Source organism: Rhodopseudomonas palustris HaA2 (assembly GCF_000013365.1).
GTDB lineage: Bacteria > Pseudomonadota > Alphaproteobacteria > Rhizobiales > Xanthobacteraceae > Rhodopseudomonas > Rhodopseudomonas palustris_J.
The window spans coordinates 2120151-2138741 of the sequence record NC_007778.1 but is presented as its reverse complement, the minus strand read 5'-3'; the positions used below and the strand labels follow the sequence as shown (position 1 = coordinate 2138741).

General features: G+C 67.6%; 21 protein-coding genes. 5 read left to right on the top strand and 16 right to left on the bottom strand.

Annotated elements, in window-relative coordinates; genetic code table 11:
- Positions 1-79 precede the first annotated feature (79 nt).
- Positions 80-961: a Ku protein gene (locus RPB_RS09440; protein ID WP_011440771.1), complete on the top strand. Its 882-nt coding sequence runs from the start codon at positions 80-82 to the stop codon at positions 959-961.
- A gap of 421 nt (positions 962-1382) precedes the next feature.
- Here RPB_RS09440 and RPB_RS09435 read toward each other — a convergent pair whose 3' ends face one another.
- Together RPB_RS09435 and RPB_RS09430 are read right to left on the bottom strand one after the other, a co-directional pair.
- Positions 1383-1739 (bottom strand): DUF6496 domain-containing protein, encoded by a 357-nt coding sequence (locus RPB_RS09435; RefSeq protein WP_011440770.1) that lies wholly within the window; start codon positions 1737-1739, stop codon positions 1383-1385.
- A 65-nt stretch (positions 1740-1804) separates the two neighbouring features.
- Positions 1805-2053 (bottom strand): sulfurtransferase TusA family protein, encoded by a 249-nt coding sequence (locus tag RPB_RS09430; RefSeq protein ID WP_011440769.1) that lies wholly within the window; start codon positions 2051-2053, stop codon positions 1805-1807.
- 102 nt (positions 2054-2155) lie between these two features.
- Between RPB_RS09430 and mobA the strand changes: the two genes are divergently transcribed.
- A complete protein-coding gene (gene mobA, locus RPB_RS09425) occupies positions 2156-2800 on the top strand; it encodes a molybdenum cofactor guanylyltransferase MobA (protein ID WP_011440768.1) in 645 nt (214 codons plus the stop codon).
- Between the two features lie 9 nt (positions 2801-2809).
- Here mobA and RPB_RS09420 read toward each other — a convergent pair whose 3' ends face one another.
- Positions 2810-3862, bottom strand: coding sequence for an alcohol dehydrogenase (locus tag RPB_RS09420; protein WP_011440767.1), 1053 nt, complete (start codon positions 3860-3862; stop codon positions 2810-2812).
- A gap of 78 nt (positions 3863-3940) precedes the next feature.
- Positions 3941-4897, bottom strand: a complete 957-nt coding sequence (locus RPB_RS09415) for an NAD(P)H-dependent flavin oxidoreductase (RefSeq protein WP_011440766.1) — start codon at positions 4895-4897, stop codon at positions 3941-3943.
- Between the two features lie 113 nt (positions 4898-5010).
- Here RPB_RS09415 and RPB_RS09410 point away from each other — a divergent pair, with 113 nt between their 5' ends.
- A complete protein-coding gene (locus RPB_RS09410; RefSeq protein WP_011440765.1) occupies positions 5011-6573 on the top strand; it encodes an AMP-binding protein in 1563 nt (520 codons plus the stop codon).
- A gap of 139 nt (positions 6574-6712) precedes the next feature.
- Here RPB_RS09410 and RPB_RS09405 read toward each other — a convergent pair whose 3' ends face one another.
- The 9 genes from RPB_RS09405 to RPB_RS09365 form a co-directional block, all read right to left on the bottom strand.
- A complete protein-coding gene (locus RPB_RS09405) occupies positions 6713-7426 on the bottom strand; it encodes an urease accessory protein UreF (RefSeq protein WP_011440764.1) in 714 nt (237 codons plus the stop codon).
- 1 nt (position 7427) lies between these two features.
- Positions 7428-8075 carry an urease accessory protein UreE gene (locus RPB_RS09400; RefSeq protein ID WP_011440763.1) on the bottom strand — a complete coding sequence of 216 codons (648 nt, stop codon included), beginning with the start codon at positions 8073-8075 and terminating at the stop codon, positions 7428-7430.
- Positions 8076-8112: 37 nt separating this feature from the next.
- Positions 8113-8412, bottom strand: coding sequence for a putative quinol monooxygenase (locus RPB_RS09395; protein ID WP_011440762.1), 300 nt, complete (start codon positions 8410-8412; stop codon positions 8113-8115).
- 24 nt (positions 8413-8436) lie between these two features.
- A complete protein-coding gene (locus RPB_RS09390) occupies positions 8437-8736 on the bottom strand; it encodes a putative quinol monooxygenase (protein WP_011440761.1) in 300 nt (99 codons plus the stop codon).
- 101 nt (positions 8737-8837) lie between these two features.
- Positions 8838-9743 (bottom strand): alpha/beta fold hydrolase, encoded by a 906-nt coding sequence (locus tag RPB_RS09385; RefSeq protein ID WP_011440760.1) that lies wholly within the window; start codon positions 9741-9743, stop codon positions 8838-8840.
- Between the two features lie 238 nt (positions 9744-9981).
- On the bottom strand, positions 9982-11265 hold the full coding sequence (purD, locus tag RPB_RS09380; protein ID WP_041798136.1) for a phosphoribosylamine--glycine ligase: 1284 nt from the start codon (positions 11263-11265) through the stop codon (positions 9982-9984).
- Positions 11266-11359: 94 nt separating this feature from the next.
- Entirely contained in the window at positions 11360-11668 is a 309-nt protein-coding gene (locus RPB_RS09375; protein WP_011440758.1) for a transcriptional regulator, read from the bottom strand.
- A gap of 2 nt (positions 11669-11670) precedes the next feature.
- On the bottom strand, positions 11671-12225 hold the full coding sequence (locus RPB_RS09370; protein ID WP_011440757.1) for a hypothetical protein: 555 nt from the start codon (positions 12223-12225) through the stop codon (positions 11671-11673).
- Entirely contained in the window at positions 12222-13211 is a 990-nt protein-coding gene (locus tag RPB_RS09365) for an alpha/beta hydrolase (protein ID WP_011440756.1), read from the bottom strand. Before RPB_RS09365 ends, RPB_RS09370 begins: the two co-directional genes overlap by 4 nt.
- 123 nt (positions 13212-13334) lie before the next feature.
- Between RPB_RS09365 and xseA the strand changes: the two genes are divergently transcribed.
- Complete coding sequence (gene xseA / locus RPB_RS09360; RefSeq protein WP_011440755.1) at positions 13335-14951, top strand: exodeoxyribonuclease VII large subunit; 1617 nt, start codon at positions 13335-13337, stop codon at positions 14949-14951.
- Between the two features lie 20 nt (positions 14952-14971).
- Here xseA and RPB_RS09355 read toward each other — a convergent pair whose 3' ends face one another.
- The gene (locus RPB_RS09355) at positions 14972-15799 is read right to left on the bottom strand and encodes a dienelactone hydrolase family protein (RefSeq protein ID WP_011440754.1); all 828 of its coding nucleotides are present in this window, start codon (positions 15797-15799) and stop codon (positions 14972-14974) included.
- Positions 15800-15992: 193 nt separating this feature from the next.
- On the opposite strand from RPB_RS09355, the gene RPB_RS09350 reads away from it, so the two are divergent.
- Positions 15993-16220 (top strand): DUF2093 domain-containing protein, encoded by a 228-nt coding sequence (locus RPB_RS09350; RefSeq protein ID WP_011440753.1) that lies wholly within the window; start codon positions 15993-15995, stop codon positions 16218-16220.
- A gap of 8 nt (positions 16221-16228) precedes the next feature.
- Here the strand turns inward: RPB_RS09350 and lpxK are convergent, their stop codons facing one another.
- Together lpxK and RPB_RS09340 are read right to left on the bottom strand one after the other, a co-directional pair.
- Positions 16229-17245: a tetraacyldisaccharide 4'-kinase gene (gene lpxK, locus RPB_RS09345; protein ID WP_011440752.1), complete on the bottom strand. Its 1017-nt coding sequence runs from the start codon at positions 17243-17245 to the stop codon at positions 16229-16231.
- Positions 17238-18584, bottom strand: coding sequence for a 3-deoxy-D-manno-octulosonic acid transferase (locus tag RPB_RS09340; RefSeq protein WP_011440751.1), 1347 nt, complete (start codon positions 18582-18584; stop codon positions 17238-17240). Before RPB_RS09340 ends, lpxK begins: the two co-directional genes overlap by 8 nt.
- Between the last annotated feature and the right edge of the window lie 7 nt (positions 18585-18591).

Here is an 18591-nt window from a genome sequence, read left to right as displayed (position 1 = left end):
AAACCCCACCGCTGGGTTGAAGTTCCCGATCGGACGCCGCCGTCCGGTCGCCCCGCATCCCCCGTCATCGGAGAGCATCATGGCCCCGCGCCGCGCCTACTGGAAGGGCTCGCTGAAACTGTCCTTGGTCAGTTGTCCCGTGGCGCTGTATCCGGCCTCGACCAGCGTCGAGAAGACCCGCTTTCACATGATCAACACCGAGACCGGCAACCGGCTGAAGCAGCAGATGATCGACGAGGAAACCGGCGACGTGGTCGAAAAGCAGCAGAAGGGCCGCGGCTACGAAGTCCGCAAGGGCAAGTATGTCGCGATCGAGAAGGACGAGCTCGAAGCGGTGCAGATCGAGAGTACCCACACCATCGAGATCGACAGCTTCGTGCCCGCCGACGAGATCGACAAGCGCTACCTCGACCATCCGTACTACATCGCACCGGAGGGCAAGGCCGGGGTAGACGCCTTCGCCGTGATCCGCGACGCGATGAAGGACAAGGGCCGCGTCGCGCTGGGGCGGATCGTGCTGACCAACCGCGAGCATGTGATCGCGATCGAGCCGCTCGGCAAGGGCCTGCTCGGCACCACGTTGCGTTATCCCTACGAACTGCGCGACGCCGAGGATTATTTCGACGGCATCAAGAGCCCGAAAATCTCCAAGGACATGGTCGAACTCGCCGGGCACATCCTCGACACCAAGGCGGCGCATTTCGATCCGTCGACCTTCAAGGACGACTACGAGACCGCGCTGAAGGCGCTGGTCAAGCGCAAGGCCGCCGGCAAGTCGATCAAGATCCCCGAGCCGCGCGAGACGTCCGACAACGTCGTCAGCCTGATGGATGCGCTCAAGCAGAGCCTCGGCGGCAAGAAGGGCAGCAAGCCTGCGCCGCGGCGCGCGGCGTCACGCGGCGGTAGCCGCGCGGCGAAGAAGGCCCACCGCTCGGCGGCGCGTTCACGCAAGGCGAGCTGAGGCGCCTTTACCAATCGATCCATCGTTCGTCATTCCGGGGCGCGCGTAGCGCGAGCCCGGAATCCATAACCCCGGTGCTCGGATTTGAGCGAGGAAGGCGATCGAGTACGTCTTGCCAGTTGGCGTAGGTGTTATGGATTCCGGGTTCGCTCGCTTGCGCGAGCGCCCCGGAATGACGAACGCTAGAGCAGCTCTGGTTTTGATGGAATCACCGCCGTCATCCTGAGGTGCCCGCTGGGCCGCGCCATGCGCGGCGCTGCGGGCCTCGAAGGATGAGCCGCAAACGCCTTGGCCGCATCCTTCGAGGCTCGCTGCGCTCGCACCTCAGGATGACGACACCGCACGCGAGAATGCCGCGTTGCTTCAATCATTCGATGAAGGGCTCTAGGACGTTTGTAGCGAGGGCGTTTGTCGACGGAGCTCAACCCTTCTTCGACGGCGTGCGCTTGCGGCCCGTCGCCGACTTGCGGGCCGCCGTCTTCTTCGTCTTCTCTTTCGACGACTTCTTGGTCGCCTTCTTCGCCGCCGTCTTCTTTGTGGTCGTCTTCGCCGACTTCTTGGTCGTCTTCTTCGTGGCCTTGGTGCCGGTCTTCTTCGCGCCCTTCTTGCTCGGCACTTTCTTGCCTTCGGCGCGCGCTTCCGACAGGCCGATCGCGATCGCCTGCTTGCGGCTCTTCACCGTCTTGCCGGAGCCGCCGCTCTTCAGCGTGCCGGACTTGCGCTTCTTCATCGCGCGCGCGACCTTGGCCGACGCTTTCTTCGCATATTTTCTGGCCATCAATTCCTCCCATGGAAACAAAGATCAATCGTCCGAGATGATCATTGGTTCCCGACCGCGCCGCTTCAGTCGTCGGCGCGATCGGCGGTAGCGGCCTTGGTGATGACGAACACGATCGCCGCTTCGGATCGTGTCGCGCTGTCGACCTGATCCCCGGTCTGCCGGATCAGCACCGGAATATCGATCAGCGACATCGGATCGGTGCAATGCACTTCCAGCCGGTCACCGCCGCGCAGCGCGGTCAGCGCCTTGCGCGTCTTCAGCACCGGCAGCGGACATTTCAGTCCGGTCAGGTCGAGCTTGATCGTTGTCATCGCCGCGGACGATGGCGAAGCGCGTGGCCTGCGTCAATCACTCCGCCGTTCGCCTTATTGCGGACGAGCGCCTCCGCCTGTACCACCATGAGGTGCCCCGAAATGTTCGGAAGACGCTCGATGGCCGACCCCCCCGCCCCACCTGCAATCATCCTCGCCGGAGGCCTGGCGCAGCGCATGGGCGGCGGCGACAAAGCGCTGCGCATGGTCGGCGGCCGAACTCTGCTGGCGCTGGTGATCGACCGCCTGGCATCGCAATGCGACATCCTGGCGCTGAGCGCCAACGGCGACCCGGCGCGGTTCGCGGACTACGACCTGCCGGTCATCGCCGATCCGGTCGATGGTTTTCGCGGTCCGCTCGCCGGCGTGCTCGCCGGGCTGGACTGGGTCGCCGAGCACCGGCCCGCCGCCCGATGGATGCTGAGCACGCCGGCGGATTGTCCGTTTCTGCCGCGCGATCTGGTCGCGCGGCTGCATCAGGCGCGGATCGATCAGCAGGCCGACATCGCCGTCGCCGCATCGGCCGGCCGCTCGCATCCGGTGATCGCGCTGTGGCCCGTCGGCCTGCGCATCGACCTGCGCCGCGCCTTGCTCGCCGACGACATCCGCAAGGTCGACCGCTTCACCGCGCGCTATCCGCGCGCGATGGCCGAATGGCCGGTCGAGCCGGCCGATCCGTTCTTCAACGCCAACACGCCGCAGGACCTCGCCGAGGCGGAGGGGCTCGCCATGCGCGAGCCGGACTGACGACGGCGATCACGGCGTCAGCACCGCGCGGCCGACCAACCGCCCCTTCTGCAGATCCATCAGCGCCTCGTTGGCCTTGGGCAGCGGCAGCGGCGTCACCGGAATCGGCGCGATCTTGTTGGCGCGCACCAGATCGAGCAGTTCCTGGGTCTCGCGCAGATTGCCGACATACGAGCCCTGAATCGTGATCGCGCGCATCGGGATGAACGGCAGCGCCCATGGCGCGCCGCCGCCGAACAGGCCGACGATCACCAGCTTGCCGCCTTTGGTGAGACAGTCGAAGCCGAGTTGCGCGGTCTGCGAATTGCCGACGAGGTCGAGCGCGCCACGCACCGGCGCGCCGGCCTTCTTGGCGATTTGCTCCAGCGCGTCGGGCGCCGCGCCGTCGACCGTCGCCATCGCGCCGGCCTGCTCCGCCGCCTCGCGCTTCCTGGCGTCGATATCGACCATGATCGCGCCCTTGCCGCCCATCGCCTTCAGCAGCGACAGCGCCATCAGCCCGAGCCCGCCGGCGCCGAACATCACGATCGGACCGTCGAAGGCGAATTCCAGCTTCTTCAGCGCGCTGTAGGTGGTGACGCCCGAACACGCATACGGCGCCGCGGTCACCGGATCGAGCCCGTCGAGGCTGAGCAGATAGCGCGGATGCGGCACGATCAGTTCGTCGGAATAGCCGCCGTCGCAATACACGCCGAGGAACCGCGGCTTGAGGCACATGTTCTCGTCGCCTTCGCGACACACCGCGCATTGGCCGCAGCCGATCCACGGATACACCAGCGCGACATCGCCGATCTTCGCATCCTTGGCGTCGGGTCCTGCGGCGACGATCTCGCCGACGGTCTCGTGCCCCATCGTCAGCGGCAATGCCACGCCGCGATCGGCCAGCGACAGCTTCTTGCGGCCGTGGCCGAGTTCGTAGCCGCCCTCCCAGATGTGCAGATCGCTGTGGCAGATGCCGGCGGCCTTGACGCGCAGCAGCACCTGCGTGCCGGTCAATTCCGGCGTCGGCCGGTTGTCTTCGCTAAGCGGCTGGCCGAAGCCCGAGACGCGAAAGCTCTTCATGGCGTGGTCTCCCCGATTTTTCTTATCGTCTAGATATGACATGGCGCAGCACAGCCGTCGACTGGCGCGACAATGCGCTCATCCTGCAGTGCGGAATTCCTGCGCGGTTTGCGAGACCAGCTCCGCGACCGGCACGATGCCGCCGACGCCCGAGGTCGAATGTCCCGCGCTCCAGATATCGCGCCAGCGTTGCGGCCGGTTCTCGCGCGCGCCGACGTCGATGTCCTTGCCGATGTCGATCGCGCCGCGTACCGGCAGATCGTCCGGGTCGAGTCCGGCAGCCACGATCGACGGCCGCAGCATGTTGGTCTGCAGGCCGGTGAACGCCGTCGTCAGCAGGATATCGTCGGCAGAGGACTCGACCAGCATCGCCTTGTTGCGTGGGTCGGCGGCGCTCTCTTGCGTCGCAATAAACTTGGTGCCCATGTAGCCGAGATCGCAGCCGAGCGTCATCGCCGCACGCAGCGCGACGCCGTCGCCGATTCCGCCGGCCAGCACGATCACGCCGTCGAAGAACCGACGCACGGCACGGACGAACGCGAACGGATTGAGCCAGCCGGTCTGCCCGCCGGCGCCGGCGGTCAGCAGCACCAGCCCGTCGGCGCCCGCCGCCGCCGCGCGTTCCGCGTGGCGAATGCTGGCGACGTCCGCCAGCACCATCGCGCCGACATCGTGCAGCGGCTGGATCACGGCCTCCGGCGAGCCGACGCTGGTGATCACCATCTCGGGCCTGTGCATCAGCAGCACCGCGAGGTCGTCGGCGAGCCGCGCATTGGAGCGATGCACGATCAGGTTCGGGCACCACGGCGCCGCGCGACGGCCGCTCCGTTGCTCGTGGTCCGCCAACCGCTGCGCGATCGTGCCGATCCAGCTTTCGAGTTGTTCCGTATTACGGCAATTCACCGTCGGAAATGATCCGATCACGCCGTTGCTACATGCGGAGGCGACCAGATCGACGCCGGATACCAGAAACATCGGCGCCGCGATCAACGGAAGCTCGAGCCGGCCGCGAAACCGGGCGAGACGATCGGACATTTCCACGGCAGTTCCTCCTGCTCTGTTTGCATCTTCCGCGCAGCGGCGTGCTAGGTTCGTCGCCTAACATTGGCACGCGCAATGGCCGATGACAAAGATCCGGGAGAACGCCCATGACCGACGCCCTCTACGCCTTCCCCACCGCCTGCACGCAGACGCTGCGTGCGCTGTCGCGCTATCCGTCGCGCAATGCCTTCGCGTGGCCGGGCGGCAGCATGAGCTATCGCGGCGCGATCGACATGATCGGCAGCATCCAGAAGGTGTTCATGGGGCTCGGCATGGAGCCCGGCACGCGCGTCGCGCTGCTCACCGCCAATCGCGCCGAGAGCTGGTGCGCGGGCGTCGCGGCGCAGCTGTCGCGGTTTGCGATCACCTGGCTGCATCCGCTCGGCTCGCTGCAGGACCAGCTCGACCAGATCGACGATTCCGAGGCGGCGATCCTGCTGATCGACGCCGCGGCGTTCCTGCAGCGCGGCGGCGAGCTTGCCGGGCAAGCGAGCAAGCTGCGGCACGTCTTCACGCTCGGGCGCGCCGACTACGGCGTCGACCTGCTGGTCGCGATCGACAAGGCGGGCTCCGCAACGCCGCGCGACTTCGCCCGGATCGACGACGTCGCGGTGCTGAACTACACCGGCGGCACCACCGGAAAATCCAAGGGCGCACTGCGTCGGCATCGCGAGAACGCCGGCTTCGCGGCAGCGATCCTCGCCGATTTCGAGATCCCAATGGACCCGCGCTATCTGACGGTGGCGCCGATCAGCCATGTCGCCGGGACCAAGGTGCTGCCGGCGCTGATGCGCGGCGGCACCGTGCACATGCTGAAGGGCTTCGATCCGGAGGCGGTCCTCGCCACGATCGAACGCGAGCGCATCAACTTCACGCTGTTCGTGCCGACCATGGTCTATGTGCTGCTCGATCATCCGAAGCTGGCGAGCACCGATCTCTCCTCGCTTGAGCTGGTGCTGTACGGCGCCTCGCCGATGTCGCCGACGCGCCTCGTCGAAGGCATCGAACGAATCGGCCCGGTGTTCTCGCAGCTCTACGGCCAGACCGAGTGTTACCCGGTGTCGGTGCTGCGCAAGGCCGATCACGATCCGAAGCAGCCCGAGCTGTTCCTGTCCTGCGGCTTTCCGATCGCCGCCTGCGACGCGCGGATCCTCGACGAGAACGATCAGGAGGTCGCGACCGGCGAGTCCGGCGAAATCTGCGTGCGCGCGCCGCATGTGATGGCGGAATACTGGAAGCGTCCCGAGCAGACCGCCGAGACGCTGAAGAACGGCTGGCTGCACACCGGCGACATCGCGCGGCGCGACGATCGCGGCTACATGTACATTCTCGACCGCAAGAAGGACATGATCGTGTCCGGCGGCTTCAACATCTTCCCGCGCGAGGTCGAGGACGTGCTGTCGACGCATCGCGACGTCGCGATGGTCGCCGTCGTCGGCGTTCCCGACGACAAATGGGGCGAAGCCGTCACCGCGATCGTCGTCGCCCGCGCAGGTAGCAAGCCGGACGAGCAGGAATTGATCGAACTGGTGAAGAGCCGCAAGGGCTCCGCGCACGCGCCGAAGCAGATCAAATTCGTCAGCGAACTGCCGATGACCGGCGTCGGCAAGATCGACAAGAAGGTGCTGCGCGCCGATTTCTGGAAGGGCCGCGACCGGATGGTGGGTTAGGCCACGATCCCCTCATTCGTCATTCCGGGGCGCGCCGTAAGGCGCGAACCCGGAATCGGACACGCAAACAATTCGAGATTCCGGGTTCGCTTGCTTCGCAAGCGCCCCGGAATGACGGGCGTAAGGCACATCGAAGCCGCTACGACCTGAACAGCCGCGTGTACTGCGTCTCGTGGCGCAGACTGGCGAGGTCGGCGCGGAAGGTGGCGCCACCGAGATCGTCGAGCGAGGCGCGCAACGCGCGGTCGCCGGTGGCGATCACGGCGGGTTCGAGCGCGGCCAGCAGGCGCTGGCTGTCGGTCTGGCCGAGCGGCACCAGCCGCGCGCCGGCGGAAATCCAGTTCGAGACCACCGCATGCAGAAACGCGTGCAGCGTCGCGGCCAACGGCACGCGATGCGTCGCGCTGACGAGGCCGACCGCGACCGGATAGGCCAGCGCGCCGTTGCAGGCGCCCACCGCGCGGGCGAGGCCGTCGCTGGCCCAGGCGTGACGCACGATCTCGATGAAAGCCTTGCCCTGCGCCGTGGTTTCGAGATGGCGCTCGGCCGAGGGCACCATCGCGGCCGCAAGTTCGGCGACGTCGCGCAGCGCCGCGTCGTCGCCGGCCTCGACCGCACGATAGGCCTGCGCGAGGAAGACACCGTCGCAAAAGCCGGCGCCGTGTTCGAGCATCGCGCCGAGCCAGTCGCGCAAGGACGCCGCGTCGGCGACGTCGCCGGCCTCGACCGCCCATTCGAGGCCGCTGGAATAGGAAAACGCACCGACCGGAAACGCCGGCGACAGCCAGGTCATCAGCCGATACAGCGACGCGCCCTGCTCCGCCGACAGCGGCCCGGCGGTCGCCTCCGGCATGTTACTTGTGGTCATGCTTGTGGGAATGGCCGTGCCCGTGATCGTGGCCGCAATGCTCGTCATGGACGTGGTGATCGTGGGCGTGATCATGCCCGGCATGATCGTGTTTGCCGTGATCGTGCTTGTGATCGTGCTCATGATCGGCGTGGTCATGATGACCATGGTCATGGTGCCGATGCTCATGGCCGCCATGATCATGATGCGCGGCGCCCTCGTGCGCCGGCGCATAGGCGCCGCCTTCGGGATCGAACGGCGCCTCGATCTCGACCGCCTTGCCGCCGAGCCCCCTGACCATGTCGGCGATGACGTGATCGCGGCGGATGCGCAGCGCCTTGGCCATGATCTGGGTCGGCAGATGGCGGTTGCCGAGGTGCCAGGCGAGCCGCACCAGGTGTTGCGGATCGCGGCCGCGGATTTCCAGCAACGGCTCCGGCGCCGCGACCACTTCGATCAGCCGGCCGTCGTCGAGCACCAGCGCGTCGCCGCCGCGCAACGCCGTGGCGTGTTCGAGATCGAGCAGGAACGACAATCCGCGGGTGCCGGTCATCGCCATGCGGCGGCGATGCCGGTCGTCGAAATCGAGCACCACGGTGTCGGCCGCCGGCTCCTTCCAGTGATATTGCCCGTGGACCTTGCTCGCTCGGATCATGACGATACTCTTCGGCTTTCGGCGCGGGACGACGCGCCTAGAATGTCTCGACCTTGCCGTCGCTGATGATCTCGATCACCGTCGGCGCGGCCTTCAGCGGATTGGACAGTTCGCGCCACGCTTTCATATGCGGGGCGCGGGCGTGGGCGTTGAGGTCGTCGCGGCTCTCCCAGCGCTCGACCACGACGAAAATGTTCGGATCGTTGATGCTGGTGTGGCTGTCATAGGCGATGCAGCCCTTCTCCTTGCGGGTCTCGGCAATGCAGGCCTTGGCGCCTTCGATGAAGGCCTCGCGGGATTCCGGTTTCACCTGCGTGGTGGCGACGACGTAGATCATGGCGTTTCCCTTTTCTTGTTGTTGTTACTTCACGTCGACCTTCTCGGGCGTGATGATCTCGATCTTCGGTGGCGCCGACAGGCACTTCGCGGCGATCCGGCCGAACGCCTTGAAATGCTCGGCCTTGCCGTGCGGTCCCAGCGCCTCGGCGTTCTCCCACTGCTCGACGAACACCATCTTGGTCGGATCGCTGACGCTCTCGTGCATGTCGTAGGCGATGTTGCCCGGTTCCTTGCGGGTCTCGGCGATGCAGTCTTTCGCTCCGGCAATCAGTTCGGCACGCATTTCAGGCTTCACGGTCAAAGTGGCGACGACATAGATCACGAATATTCCTCCCGGTGGTTTTTATCGGCGACAACGCCGGGCGGACATTAGGCGTTGGGCGGGCGCGTGCAAAGCCCGTCGCGAGACGCCGCTCGATGCGCCTAGCCTGCCGTGAAGAAATCGAGCAGCGCCTGCGCCGTCTGCTCCGGCGCCTCCTCGGTGAGGAAATGGCCGGAATCGACTGGGCCGCCTTGCACGTCCTTCGCCCAGTTCCGCCAGGTGTCGAGCGGCGTCGCCGCGGACTGGGCGATGCCGGCATCGCCCCACAGCGCCAGCATCGGCACCGGGATTTTCTTGCCGGCATCATGGTCGGCCTTGTCGTGCGCGAAGTCGGCGTTGGCACCGGCGCGATAATCCTCGCACATCGCGTGCAGCCGCATCGGATCGCGGAACGGCGCGAGATAGTGCTCCATCGCGCGCGGATCGAAGCAGGACAGATCCTTCTTCTTGGCCCAGCTCGCGAGCTTGTTCTTCAGATAGAAATCCGAACTGGCGCCGATCAGCGTTTCCGGCAGCGGTGCGGGCTGCGCGAGGAAGCTCCAGTGATAGATCTTCAGCGCATAGGCGCGGTCCATCCGCATCCAGTACTCGTAGGTCGGCAGGATATCGAGCACCGCCAGCTTCGACAGCCGGCCGGGATGATCGAGCGCCAGCCGATAGCTGACGCGGCCGCCGCGGTCGTGGCCGGCGAGCGCGAAGTGCACATGGCCGAGTTGCTCCATCGCCTCGATCAGTTGCGCGGCCATCGCCCGCTTGGTGTAGGGCGTGTGCTCGGCATCGCTCTCCGGCATGTCGGACCAGCCATAGCCGGGCAGATCGGCGATGATCAGCTTGAAGCGCTCGGCGAGAAGCGGCGCGACGCGGTGCCACATCACATGGGTTTCGGAAAAGCCGTGCAGCAGCAGCAGCGGCGGCCCGTCACCGCCGGTGCGCGCGAAGATGCGGCCGGACGAGGTGTTGATCCATTCCGAGCCGAAGCCCGGAAACAAGTCGGCGAGATCGGGCATCGGGAGCTCCTCCAATTCTTACTCGTGCATCCCAAATACTTTTCGCATGCCAGGGCCGGCTGGCACGGCGCAACCTCTCCCGCTTGCGGGGGAGGTCGGATCGCGCCAGCGATCCGGGTGGGGGAAGCTGAGTCTCCGAACTACGCGGGCTCGGTGCTCGGCTCGCCCTCACCCCAACCCTCTCCCGCAAGCGGGAGAGGGAGCAGTCCAGCGCCTGGGCGAATGTCGAACAACTGAACTACTTCTTTCGGCGTTCCCGCGCCACCGCCTGCCAGCCGATGTCGCGGCGGCAGAAGCCTTCGGGCCAGTTGATGACGCCGATCGCCTCGTAGGCGCGGCGCTGCGCCTCGGCCACCGTCTTGGCCGAGGCGGTGACGGCCAGCACGCGGCCGCCATTGGCGAGCACCCAGTCGCCCGACGCGACCGTGCCGGCGTGGAAGATCTGCACGCCGGGGATCTGCTCGGCGCGGTCGAGGCCGGCGATCCGCGTGCCTTTTTCGTAACCGCCCGGATAGCCCTTCGCCGCCATCACCACGGTCAGCGCCGGCTCGTCGAACCAGCGCAGCGTGAGGTGGGCGAGTTGGCCATCGACGCAGGCGAGCAGCGCCGGCACGATGTCGGACATCATCCGCATCATCAGCACCTGGCATTCCGGATCGCCGAAGCGGACATTGTATTCGATCAGTTGCGGACCGTCCTCGGTGATCATCAGCCCGGCGAACAGCACGCCCTTGAACGGCGCGCCCATCGCCTTCATCGCCTTCAGCGTCGGGCCGATGATACGCTCCATCGCCTGCTTGCAGATCGCGTCCGTCATCACCGGCGCCGGCGAATACGCCCCCATGCCGCCGGTGTTCGGCCCCTTGTCGCCGTCGAAGGCGCGCTTGTGGTCCTGCGCGGTGGCGAGCGGCAGCGCGTGCTCGCCGTCGCACAGCACGAAGAACGAGGCCTCCTCGCCGATCATGAAATCCTCGACCACGACCTCGATGCCGGCGTCGCCGAGCGCGCCGCCGAACATCATGTCGACCGCGTCTTCGGCCTCGGCCAGCGTCATCGCCACCACGACGCCCTTGCCGGCCGCGAGCCCATCGGCCTTGACCACGATCGGTGCGCCCTGCACGCGGATATAGGCCTTGGCGTCGGCGGGATCGCTGAAGCGCTCATAGGCGGCGGTGGGAATGTCGTGCGCCTTGCACAGATCCTTGGTGAAGCCCTTGGAGCCTTCGAGCTGCGCGGCCTTCTGCGTCGGGCCGAACGCCTTGATGCCGGCGCCGGCGAGATCGTCGACGATGCCGGCGGCGAGCGGCGCCTCCGGCCCGACCACCACCAGTTCGATGGCATTCGCCTTGCAGAAATCGATCACCGCGGCATGGTCGGTGACGTCGAGCGCAACGCAGGTCGCCTCGCGCGCGATCCCGGCATTGCCCGGCGCGCAAAACAGCTTGGTCACCAGCGGGGAGGCGGCGATCTTCCAGGCCAGCGCGTGTTCGCGCCCGCCGGAGCCGAGCAACAGAATATTCATCGCAAGCCTGACCGTACCCCGAGGATGGTGCGCGAGGTGTAACACGGCCGGGGCTCCGGGCAACGCGGGCGTCGCCGCGGATGTGGATATGTCGTCAGCCGCCGCCCGGCACGGCCCCGGCGATAATTTCCCGCAGCGTGGCCACATGACGGGCGAAGGCAGCGCGCCCCGCGGCGGACGCGGTCACGGTGGTCTGGGGCTTCTTGCCGACGAAGGTCTTGTCGACCGCGACATAGCCCGCCTTGGACAGGGTTTCGATATGCGCCCCGAGATTGCCGTCGGTGGCGCCGGTGAGCTTCTTCAACCGGGCGAATTCCATGCCCTGCGCATCCGGCAGCGCATTCAGCGCCGCCATGATCTTCAGCCGCAGCGGCTGGTGGATGATGTCGTCGAACGCGGCCATCGTCAGTCCCGACGCATCCAGAGGCCGCCCAGGATCAAACCGCCGCCATTGACCACCGCCATCCACGGCTCGAACCACACGCCGACAAAGAAGTAGCCGAGCAGCGTCAACGCCGCGATGCCGAGCCCGATCGCCACGAAGGCGCGGCCGACCCACAAGCCGGCGATGGTGTAGACCAGCATGAAATACAGCGCCCAGAACGCGCCCAGTTCACGCGGGCCGAAATGGCCGAGCACGCAAGTGAAATAGCCGAAGGCGAAGAACAGCAACAGCGCCAGCAGCACCCGCAGATCGAAGCCGCCGGCGCCGGTTCGCCGCCGGACGAAGGCGCCGATCGAAAACGAGCCGGCAATGCCGACGACATTGACCGCGACCCACAACCAGCCGGCCGCACGCGGCCAGACATAGGAGCCGAGATAGCCGGCAACCACCAGCGCGCCCCATTGCATCAGCATCAGGCTGGCGATGTCGTAGATCCGCGATTGGCGGACCCGGCGCACCACGCCGTCGATCTCCGACAGCGCCTGCGCGGCCTGCCTGGCGTCGATACCGGTCATGTGCCGGCGCCCACGCCGGCGACATCGTCCGCAATCGTCGACACGGCGGCCGGATTGCCGACGATGCCCATGTGGTTGATGCCGGGCAGGATCTTGACCCGGACGCGGTCGCCCATCGTCGCCTGATACTTGTCCGACGCCATCAGTTCGTCGGTCTCGCCGCTGAACACGGTGACCGGGCTGGTCGCGGCAGCAAGGTCGGTGCGGAAGTCGCGGCTGGCCGCGAAGTCCATCAGCAGCCGGAACGAATAGGTCGCGACGACGTATTTTTCGGAGTGCGGCTGCACCGCGAAGCCGATCACCGGCAGATGGTCGCAGCAGGCCACGCCGAGCGCCTGCAAGGCCGACAGGCCGATGATGCGCGGGATGTCCGGCGACGCCCAGCCGCCCCCCTTGTCGCGGTTGGTCGGCTCGCGATAGCCGAGGAACGGCGCCAGCAGAATGGTGCGGCTGAACTCCTTGCCGGTCGCCGATCCCGCCATCCGCAGCGCGAAGCCGCCACCGGCGGAATGGCCGATCAGCACCAACGGCGCTGCCGGGCGCGCGGCTTTCACCATCGCGACCATATCGGCAAAGTCATCGCCGAGCTGGCCACGATAGCCGATATCGCCGCGGGTGCCCGAGCCGCCATGGCCGCGGATATCCGGCGCGAACGTCTCCACGCCGCGGGCGGCGAGCGCCTGCGCCAGTGCATGGACCGCGATGCTGGAGCCCGACGAGCCGTGGACCAGGATAGCGACCTGCCGGACGCCGCCCTGCTGCGCCGGGTAGCGCCGGTAGGCCAGCTCGGTGCCGTCGCGCCCGTGGAACCGCGCCAGCGCCGGCATGGTGCTGCGATCGACCGCGCTGGCCGTCTCGGCGATAGAGGCCAGCGCCGGCGGTTTGCTCACCGGCACCGCGATCAGGGCCGCGAAGACCAGGACGACGACCCCGGCGACACTCACGGCCCAGCCCACCAAGCGCGCCGCTCTTCGCATCAATGCCATGCCAGCCTCCTGCTGATGAATTCACAGAGAACTCTGTAATACAGAGTATTTCGCTCAGCAAGGGTTGATTGGCGAGCGGGACGCAAATCCCTAATTTGCCGGCGAACCAGGATACCGAATCGCATGGCCCGACTGCTCGCCCCCGAAACCCTCGCCAATGTCGGTGAATTCACCGTCTCCGAGCTGTCGCAGGCGCTGAAGCGGACGGTGGAGGACAGCTATGGGCACGTCCGGGTGCGCGGCGAGATTTCCGGATTCCGCGGCGCGCATTCATCCGGGCACTGCTATTTCGCCCTGAAGGACGAGAGCGCCAAGATCGAGGCGGTGATCTGGAAGGGCGTCGCGGGGCGGATGCGGTTCAAGCCGCAGGAAGGCCTCGAGGTCATCGCCACCGGCAAGCTCACCACCTATCCCGGTTCGTCGAAATATCAGATCGTGATCGAGGCGCTGGAGCCCGCCGGCGTCGGCGCGCTGATGGCGCTGATGGAAGAGCGCAAGCGCAAGCTCGGCGCCGAAGGGCTGTTCGACGAAGCGCGCAAGCAATTGTTGCCGTATCTGCCCGAGGTGATCGGCGTCGTCACCTCCCCCACCGGCGCGGTGATCCGCGACATCCTGCATCGGCTCGAAGACCGCTTCCCGCGCCGCGTGCTGGTGTGGCCGGTGAAGGTGCAGGGCGAAGGCTCGGCCGAACAGGTCGCCGCCGCGATCCACGGCTTCAACGCGCTGCCCGAAGGCGGCCCGATCCCGCGCCCCGACCTGCTGATCGTCGCGCGCGGCGGCGGTTCGCTGGAGGATCTGTGGTCGTTCAACGAGGAGATCGTTGTCCGCGCCGCGGCCGAAAGCATGATCCCGCTGATCTCTGCGGTCGGCCACGAAACCGACGTGACGCTGATCGATTTCGCCGCAGACAAGCGCGCGCCGACGCCGACCGCCGCTGCCGAAATGGCGGTGCCGGTCCGCGCCGAATTGTTCGTCGAGGTGCAGAGCTACGCGCGGCGGATGATGCTGTGCTGGTCGCGTGGCCAGGATTCACGCCGCAACGAACTACGCGCTGCCGCCCGCGCGCTGCCCGCTGCGGGCGAACTGCTCGCGATCCCGCGGCAGCGGCTCGACGGCGCGGCGTCGTCCCTGCCCCGCGCGCTGCGCGCCAACACCCACGCCCATCACCGCCGCTACGCCAAGGCCGCGTCGGGCATCACGCTGAATGTGCTGCGCGCCCAGGTCAGCCACAGCGCGCAGCGGCTCGGCAGCACCGGCGAGCGGCTGAAGCATTGCACCCGCGCCACGCTGCGCCATCGTCGCGACCGCTTCGAGAGTCTGGCGATCCGGCTGCAGGCCTCGAAGCTCGCCAACGAGCAGGCGCAGCGGATGCGGATCGCGCGCGAGCGCGAGCGGATGCTGCGGCTCGCCGAGCGCGCCCGGCGGGCGTGGGCGACGCTGCGCGATCGCCAGCAGGCGCGCCTTGTTCAATCCGGCAAGCTGCTCACCGCCCTGTCGTATCGCGGCGTGCTGGCACGCGGCTTCGCGCTGGTGCGCGACGCCGACGGCCATGCGCTCCATGCGGCGGCGGCGGTCAGTGCGGGGGCGCGGCTCAGCGTCGAATTCGCCGACGGCCGCGTCGGCGTCACCGCCGATGGCGGCGGCGCGACGCGACCGGACATTGCCAAGCCCGCCACGCCAGCAGCGAAGCCGGCGCCGAAGCGGGTGTCGAAGCCGATCGATCAGGGCTCGCTGTTTTAGAACTCCGGCCGGCCTGCGCTCTACCGTCCCAGCCAGTGCATCACCCGCCGCTCGGCGTCATTGCGTGCGCCCGCATCGAAGCCGAGATGGCCTTGCGCCGGCTCCTCAGGGTCGTCGCCTCTGGTGAGATGCAGCGCCACGCCGGCGGCGTCGAAATCGTGCACCGCGCCCGGATAGACCACGATCCGGGCCAGCGCGCTGCGGCCGCGCGCGCCGTCGATCATCGCGCGGCAGGCCGAGGCCGAACTGATGTCGTCGTCGCCGCCGATCAACACCAGCGTCGGTACCCGCGCGCTCCATCCGAGCCGCGCCGAAACCCGGCAATCCGGATAGAACGCAATCGCCGAGCGGAACTCGGGATCGCCTTTGGCGAGCGCGGTTTGCGGGCGCACCGCCCACAGCAGCGCGCTCGCGCCACTGTCCCAGCCGATCAGGCCAATGCGATGGCGCGCGACGAACGGTTGCTCCGCCAGCCAGTGCCGCGCGGCGCCGATGTCGGCCAGGCGTTCGCGCCGCGCCAATGCGCGGCGGTTCCGGGCGTGGCACTGCGGTCCGAGATCGCGCGAGCCGAAACTGTCCGGCAGCAGCACGGCGTGGCCCGATGCCAGCAACCTGTCCACCCAATCGGCATAGCGGGGCCTGATCGTCCCGGCCGCGCCGACCAGCCCGCCGCAGCCGTGCAGGCCGATCACGACCGGAAACGGACCATCGCCGCGCGGTCTGAACAGGAGCGCGCTGAGCCTGCTCCCCGCCCCCGATAGATCGACCATTTCGGGCGCGGGCGCCGCGGTGGCCGCCCGTCCCGCGGCGAGCAGAATGGCAATCGACAGAAACAAAGGCAGGCGCATTGCTAAGGTCCAGGCGATGATCCCGGTCGGCCGGCCAGCGCCTCCCACTATTCAGGATATCATGCGCCGGAACGGCGATTTCATCACAAGTCGGTGGTTTGCAACGTGGCTCATCCGTTCTATCTGTGGGAGATATCGACCGCATGCGGCCGGGGCAACAGCCATCGCATACGGGTATTTCAGGAGATCAGCCGTGCTGAACAAATTTGGCCCCTCGGGCTCGGGCGAGGCGCAGGTGCAGTATCTGGATGGAGATTTCCGTGTGATCTCTCCGGGCACCTATGTGCGCTGCGCGGTCACCGGGGTGCAGATTCCGCTCGACGAGCTGAAATATTGGAGCGTCGATCTCAAGGAAGCCTACGCCACGCCGATCGCGGTGCTGCAGCGGCATTTTCCAGCGGCGGCAAAGCCGCTGGGCTGATACGCGCGCTATCCGGCGCGCGGCTTGGTGCGCGCGCGATTGATCTGCTCCAGCAGAAACAACCGCAAGCTGGGTTCGTCCTCGACCGCCAATGTCACCGCGAACGGAACGATGGCGCTGCCGAGCGTTGCCGCGGCGGCCCCGATGCGCGCCAGATCCTTCTCGGTCGTCACCAGCGTCAGGCCTTCGCGGCGCGCGGTTTCGGCGAGACTCTCGAGCTCGGCCACCGTGAACGGATGATGATCGGCGAACGCGCGCTGATCCGCGACGTCGATGCCGCTGGCGCGCAGCGTCGCGAAGTACCGCGCCGGGTCGCCGATGCCGGCGAAGGCCAGCACGCGCTGGCCTTTCAGCCGCTCCACCGACGCCGCGTCGGGCCGCAGCCGCGCCCGCAGAACGACGCCGCCTCGCGTGGCGATCGCAGCGGCGACTTCATCGGCCGCGGTGCCGTCGCCGATGATGATCAGCGCGTCGGTGCGTTCGATCTGCAGCGGCAGCGGCGCGCGCAACGGGCCGGCCGGGAACACGCAGCCATTGCCGACGCCGCGCCGGCTGTCGATCACGATCAGCGAGAGGTGTTTGACCAGCGCCGGATTCTGGAAACCGTCGTCCATCACGAGGAGGCTCGCGCCCTGCGATCGCGCCAGCGCGGCGCCGTCGACGCGGTCGCGCGCCACCACCACCGGCACGCGGCGCGCCATCATCAGCGGCTCGTCACCGACATCCGCCGCGTCGTGACGTTGCGGATCGACCAGGATTGGCCCTTTCAGCCGGCCGCCATAGCCGCGGCTGAGCACGATCGGCTGTTCATCGAGGTCACGAAGCAGCCGGACCAGCGCCAGCGTCGTCGGCGTCTTGCCGGCGCCGCCGAGATGATAATTGCCGACGCAGATCACCGGCGCGCCGGCCTCGACGCCGGTCTTGCGCATTCGCCAGGAGGTGATTTCGCCATACACGGCGCCGAGCGGCAGCAGCAGACGCGACAGCCAAGAAGGCGGCCTGTGCCAGAAGCCCGGCTCACGCACCGGCGGCGCCCTGCTCGATGCGCAATTGCAGCAGATAGGGTTCCAGCGCCGCGACGGTGCGGTCCAGCGCGCCGCCGAGCCGATCGACCACGCGGGTGGCGGCATCGATCGAGGTCTGGCGCGCATTGCTGTCGGACAGCAACTGGCCGAACCGCCGCACCAGCGCGTCGGCGTCGGCCGCCGTGAAGGCACCGCCCTCGTCGTCGAGCGCGCGATAGACGTCGGTGAAATTGGAGACGTGCGGTCCGTGCACGATCGAGGCGCCGAGCTTGACCGCCTCGATCGGATTCTGGCCGCCGTGCTCGATCAGCGAGCCGCCCATGAACACGATCGGCGCCAGCCGGTAGAATAGGCCGAGCTCGCCCATGGTGTCGGCGACGTAGATCGCCGTCGCCGCGGTCGGCAGTTGCTCGCGCGAGCGCAACGCCGCGTGCAGGCCGGAGGCCTCAATCAGGCCAGCGATCTGCTCGCCGCGATGCGGATGCCGCGGCACGATCACGGTGAGCAGCGCCGGGAACGCCCCGGCAAGCCTGCGGTGGACGTCGAGCAGGATCTCCTCTTCGCCCGGATGGGTCGAGGCGGCGACGATCACCTGCCGGCCGCGCGTCACCGCCATCAGCCGTTCCAGCCGCGCCGGATCGCCCGGCGGGGGGTCGACGTCCATCTTGAGATTGCCGGTGGTGATGACGTTGCGGCTGCCCAGCGCCGCGAACCGCTCGGCGTCCATCCGCGATTGCGCGAGGCAGATGTCGAACTTGCCGAGCAGCGTGCCGATCGTCGCTGCGGCGCGCCGCCAGCGCGGGAACGAGCGCTGCGACATCCGGCCGTTGATCAGCACCATCGGCAACCGCCGCGCCGCGGAGGCGAGGATCAGATTCGGCCACAGGTCGGATTCGACGAACAGCGCCAATGACGGCTGCCAGTGATCGAGGAAGCGCGCGACGAAGCGCGGCGCGTCATAGGGGATGAACTGATGGATGATGTCGGGCGGAAACCGTTTCGCCACCACGGCTGCCGAGGTCACGGTGCCGGACGTCAGCAGGATGCGCAGGTTGAGCGCGCGCAGCCGCTCGATCAGTCCGGCCGCGGCCAGCACCTCGCCGACGCTGGCGCCGTGGATCCACACCAGCGGTCCGTGTGGCCGCACATGCGCGGCGACACCGCGGCGCTCGTCGACCCGCGCCGGCTCTTCCTTGCCCTGCTTGAGCCGCCGCTGGATCAGCAGCGGGGCGAGCGGGGAGATACCAGCGGTGAGCTGCTGATAGACGCGCAGCGTCATCGGCAACGGTTCGGCCAGCAAAGGCCCCGTCTGCCACCGCGGAGGTGACGCGCTCGTCATCGCACTG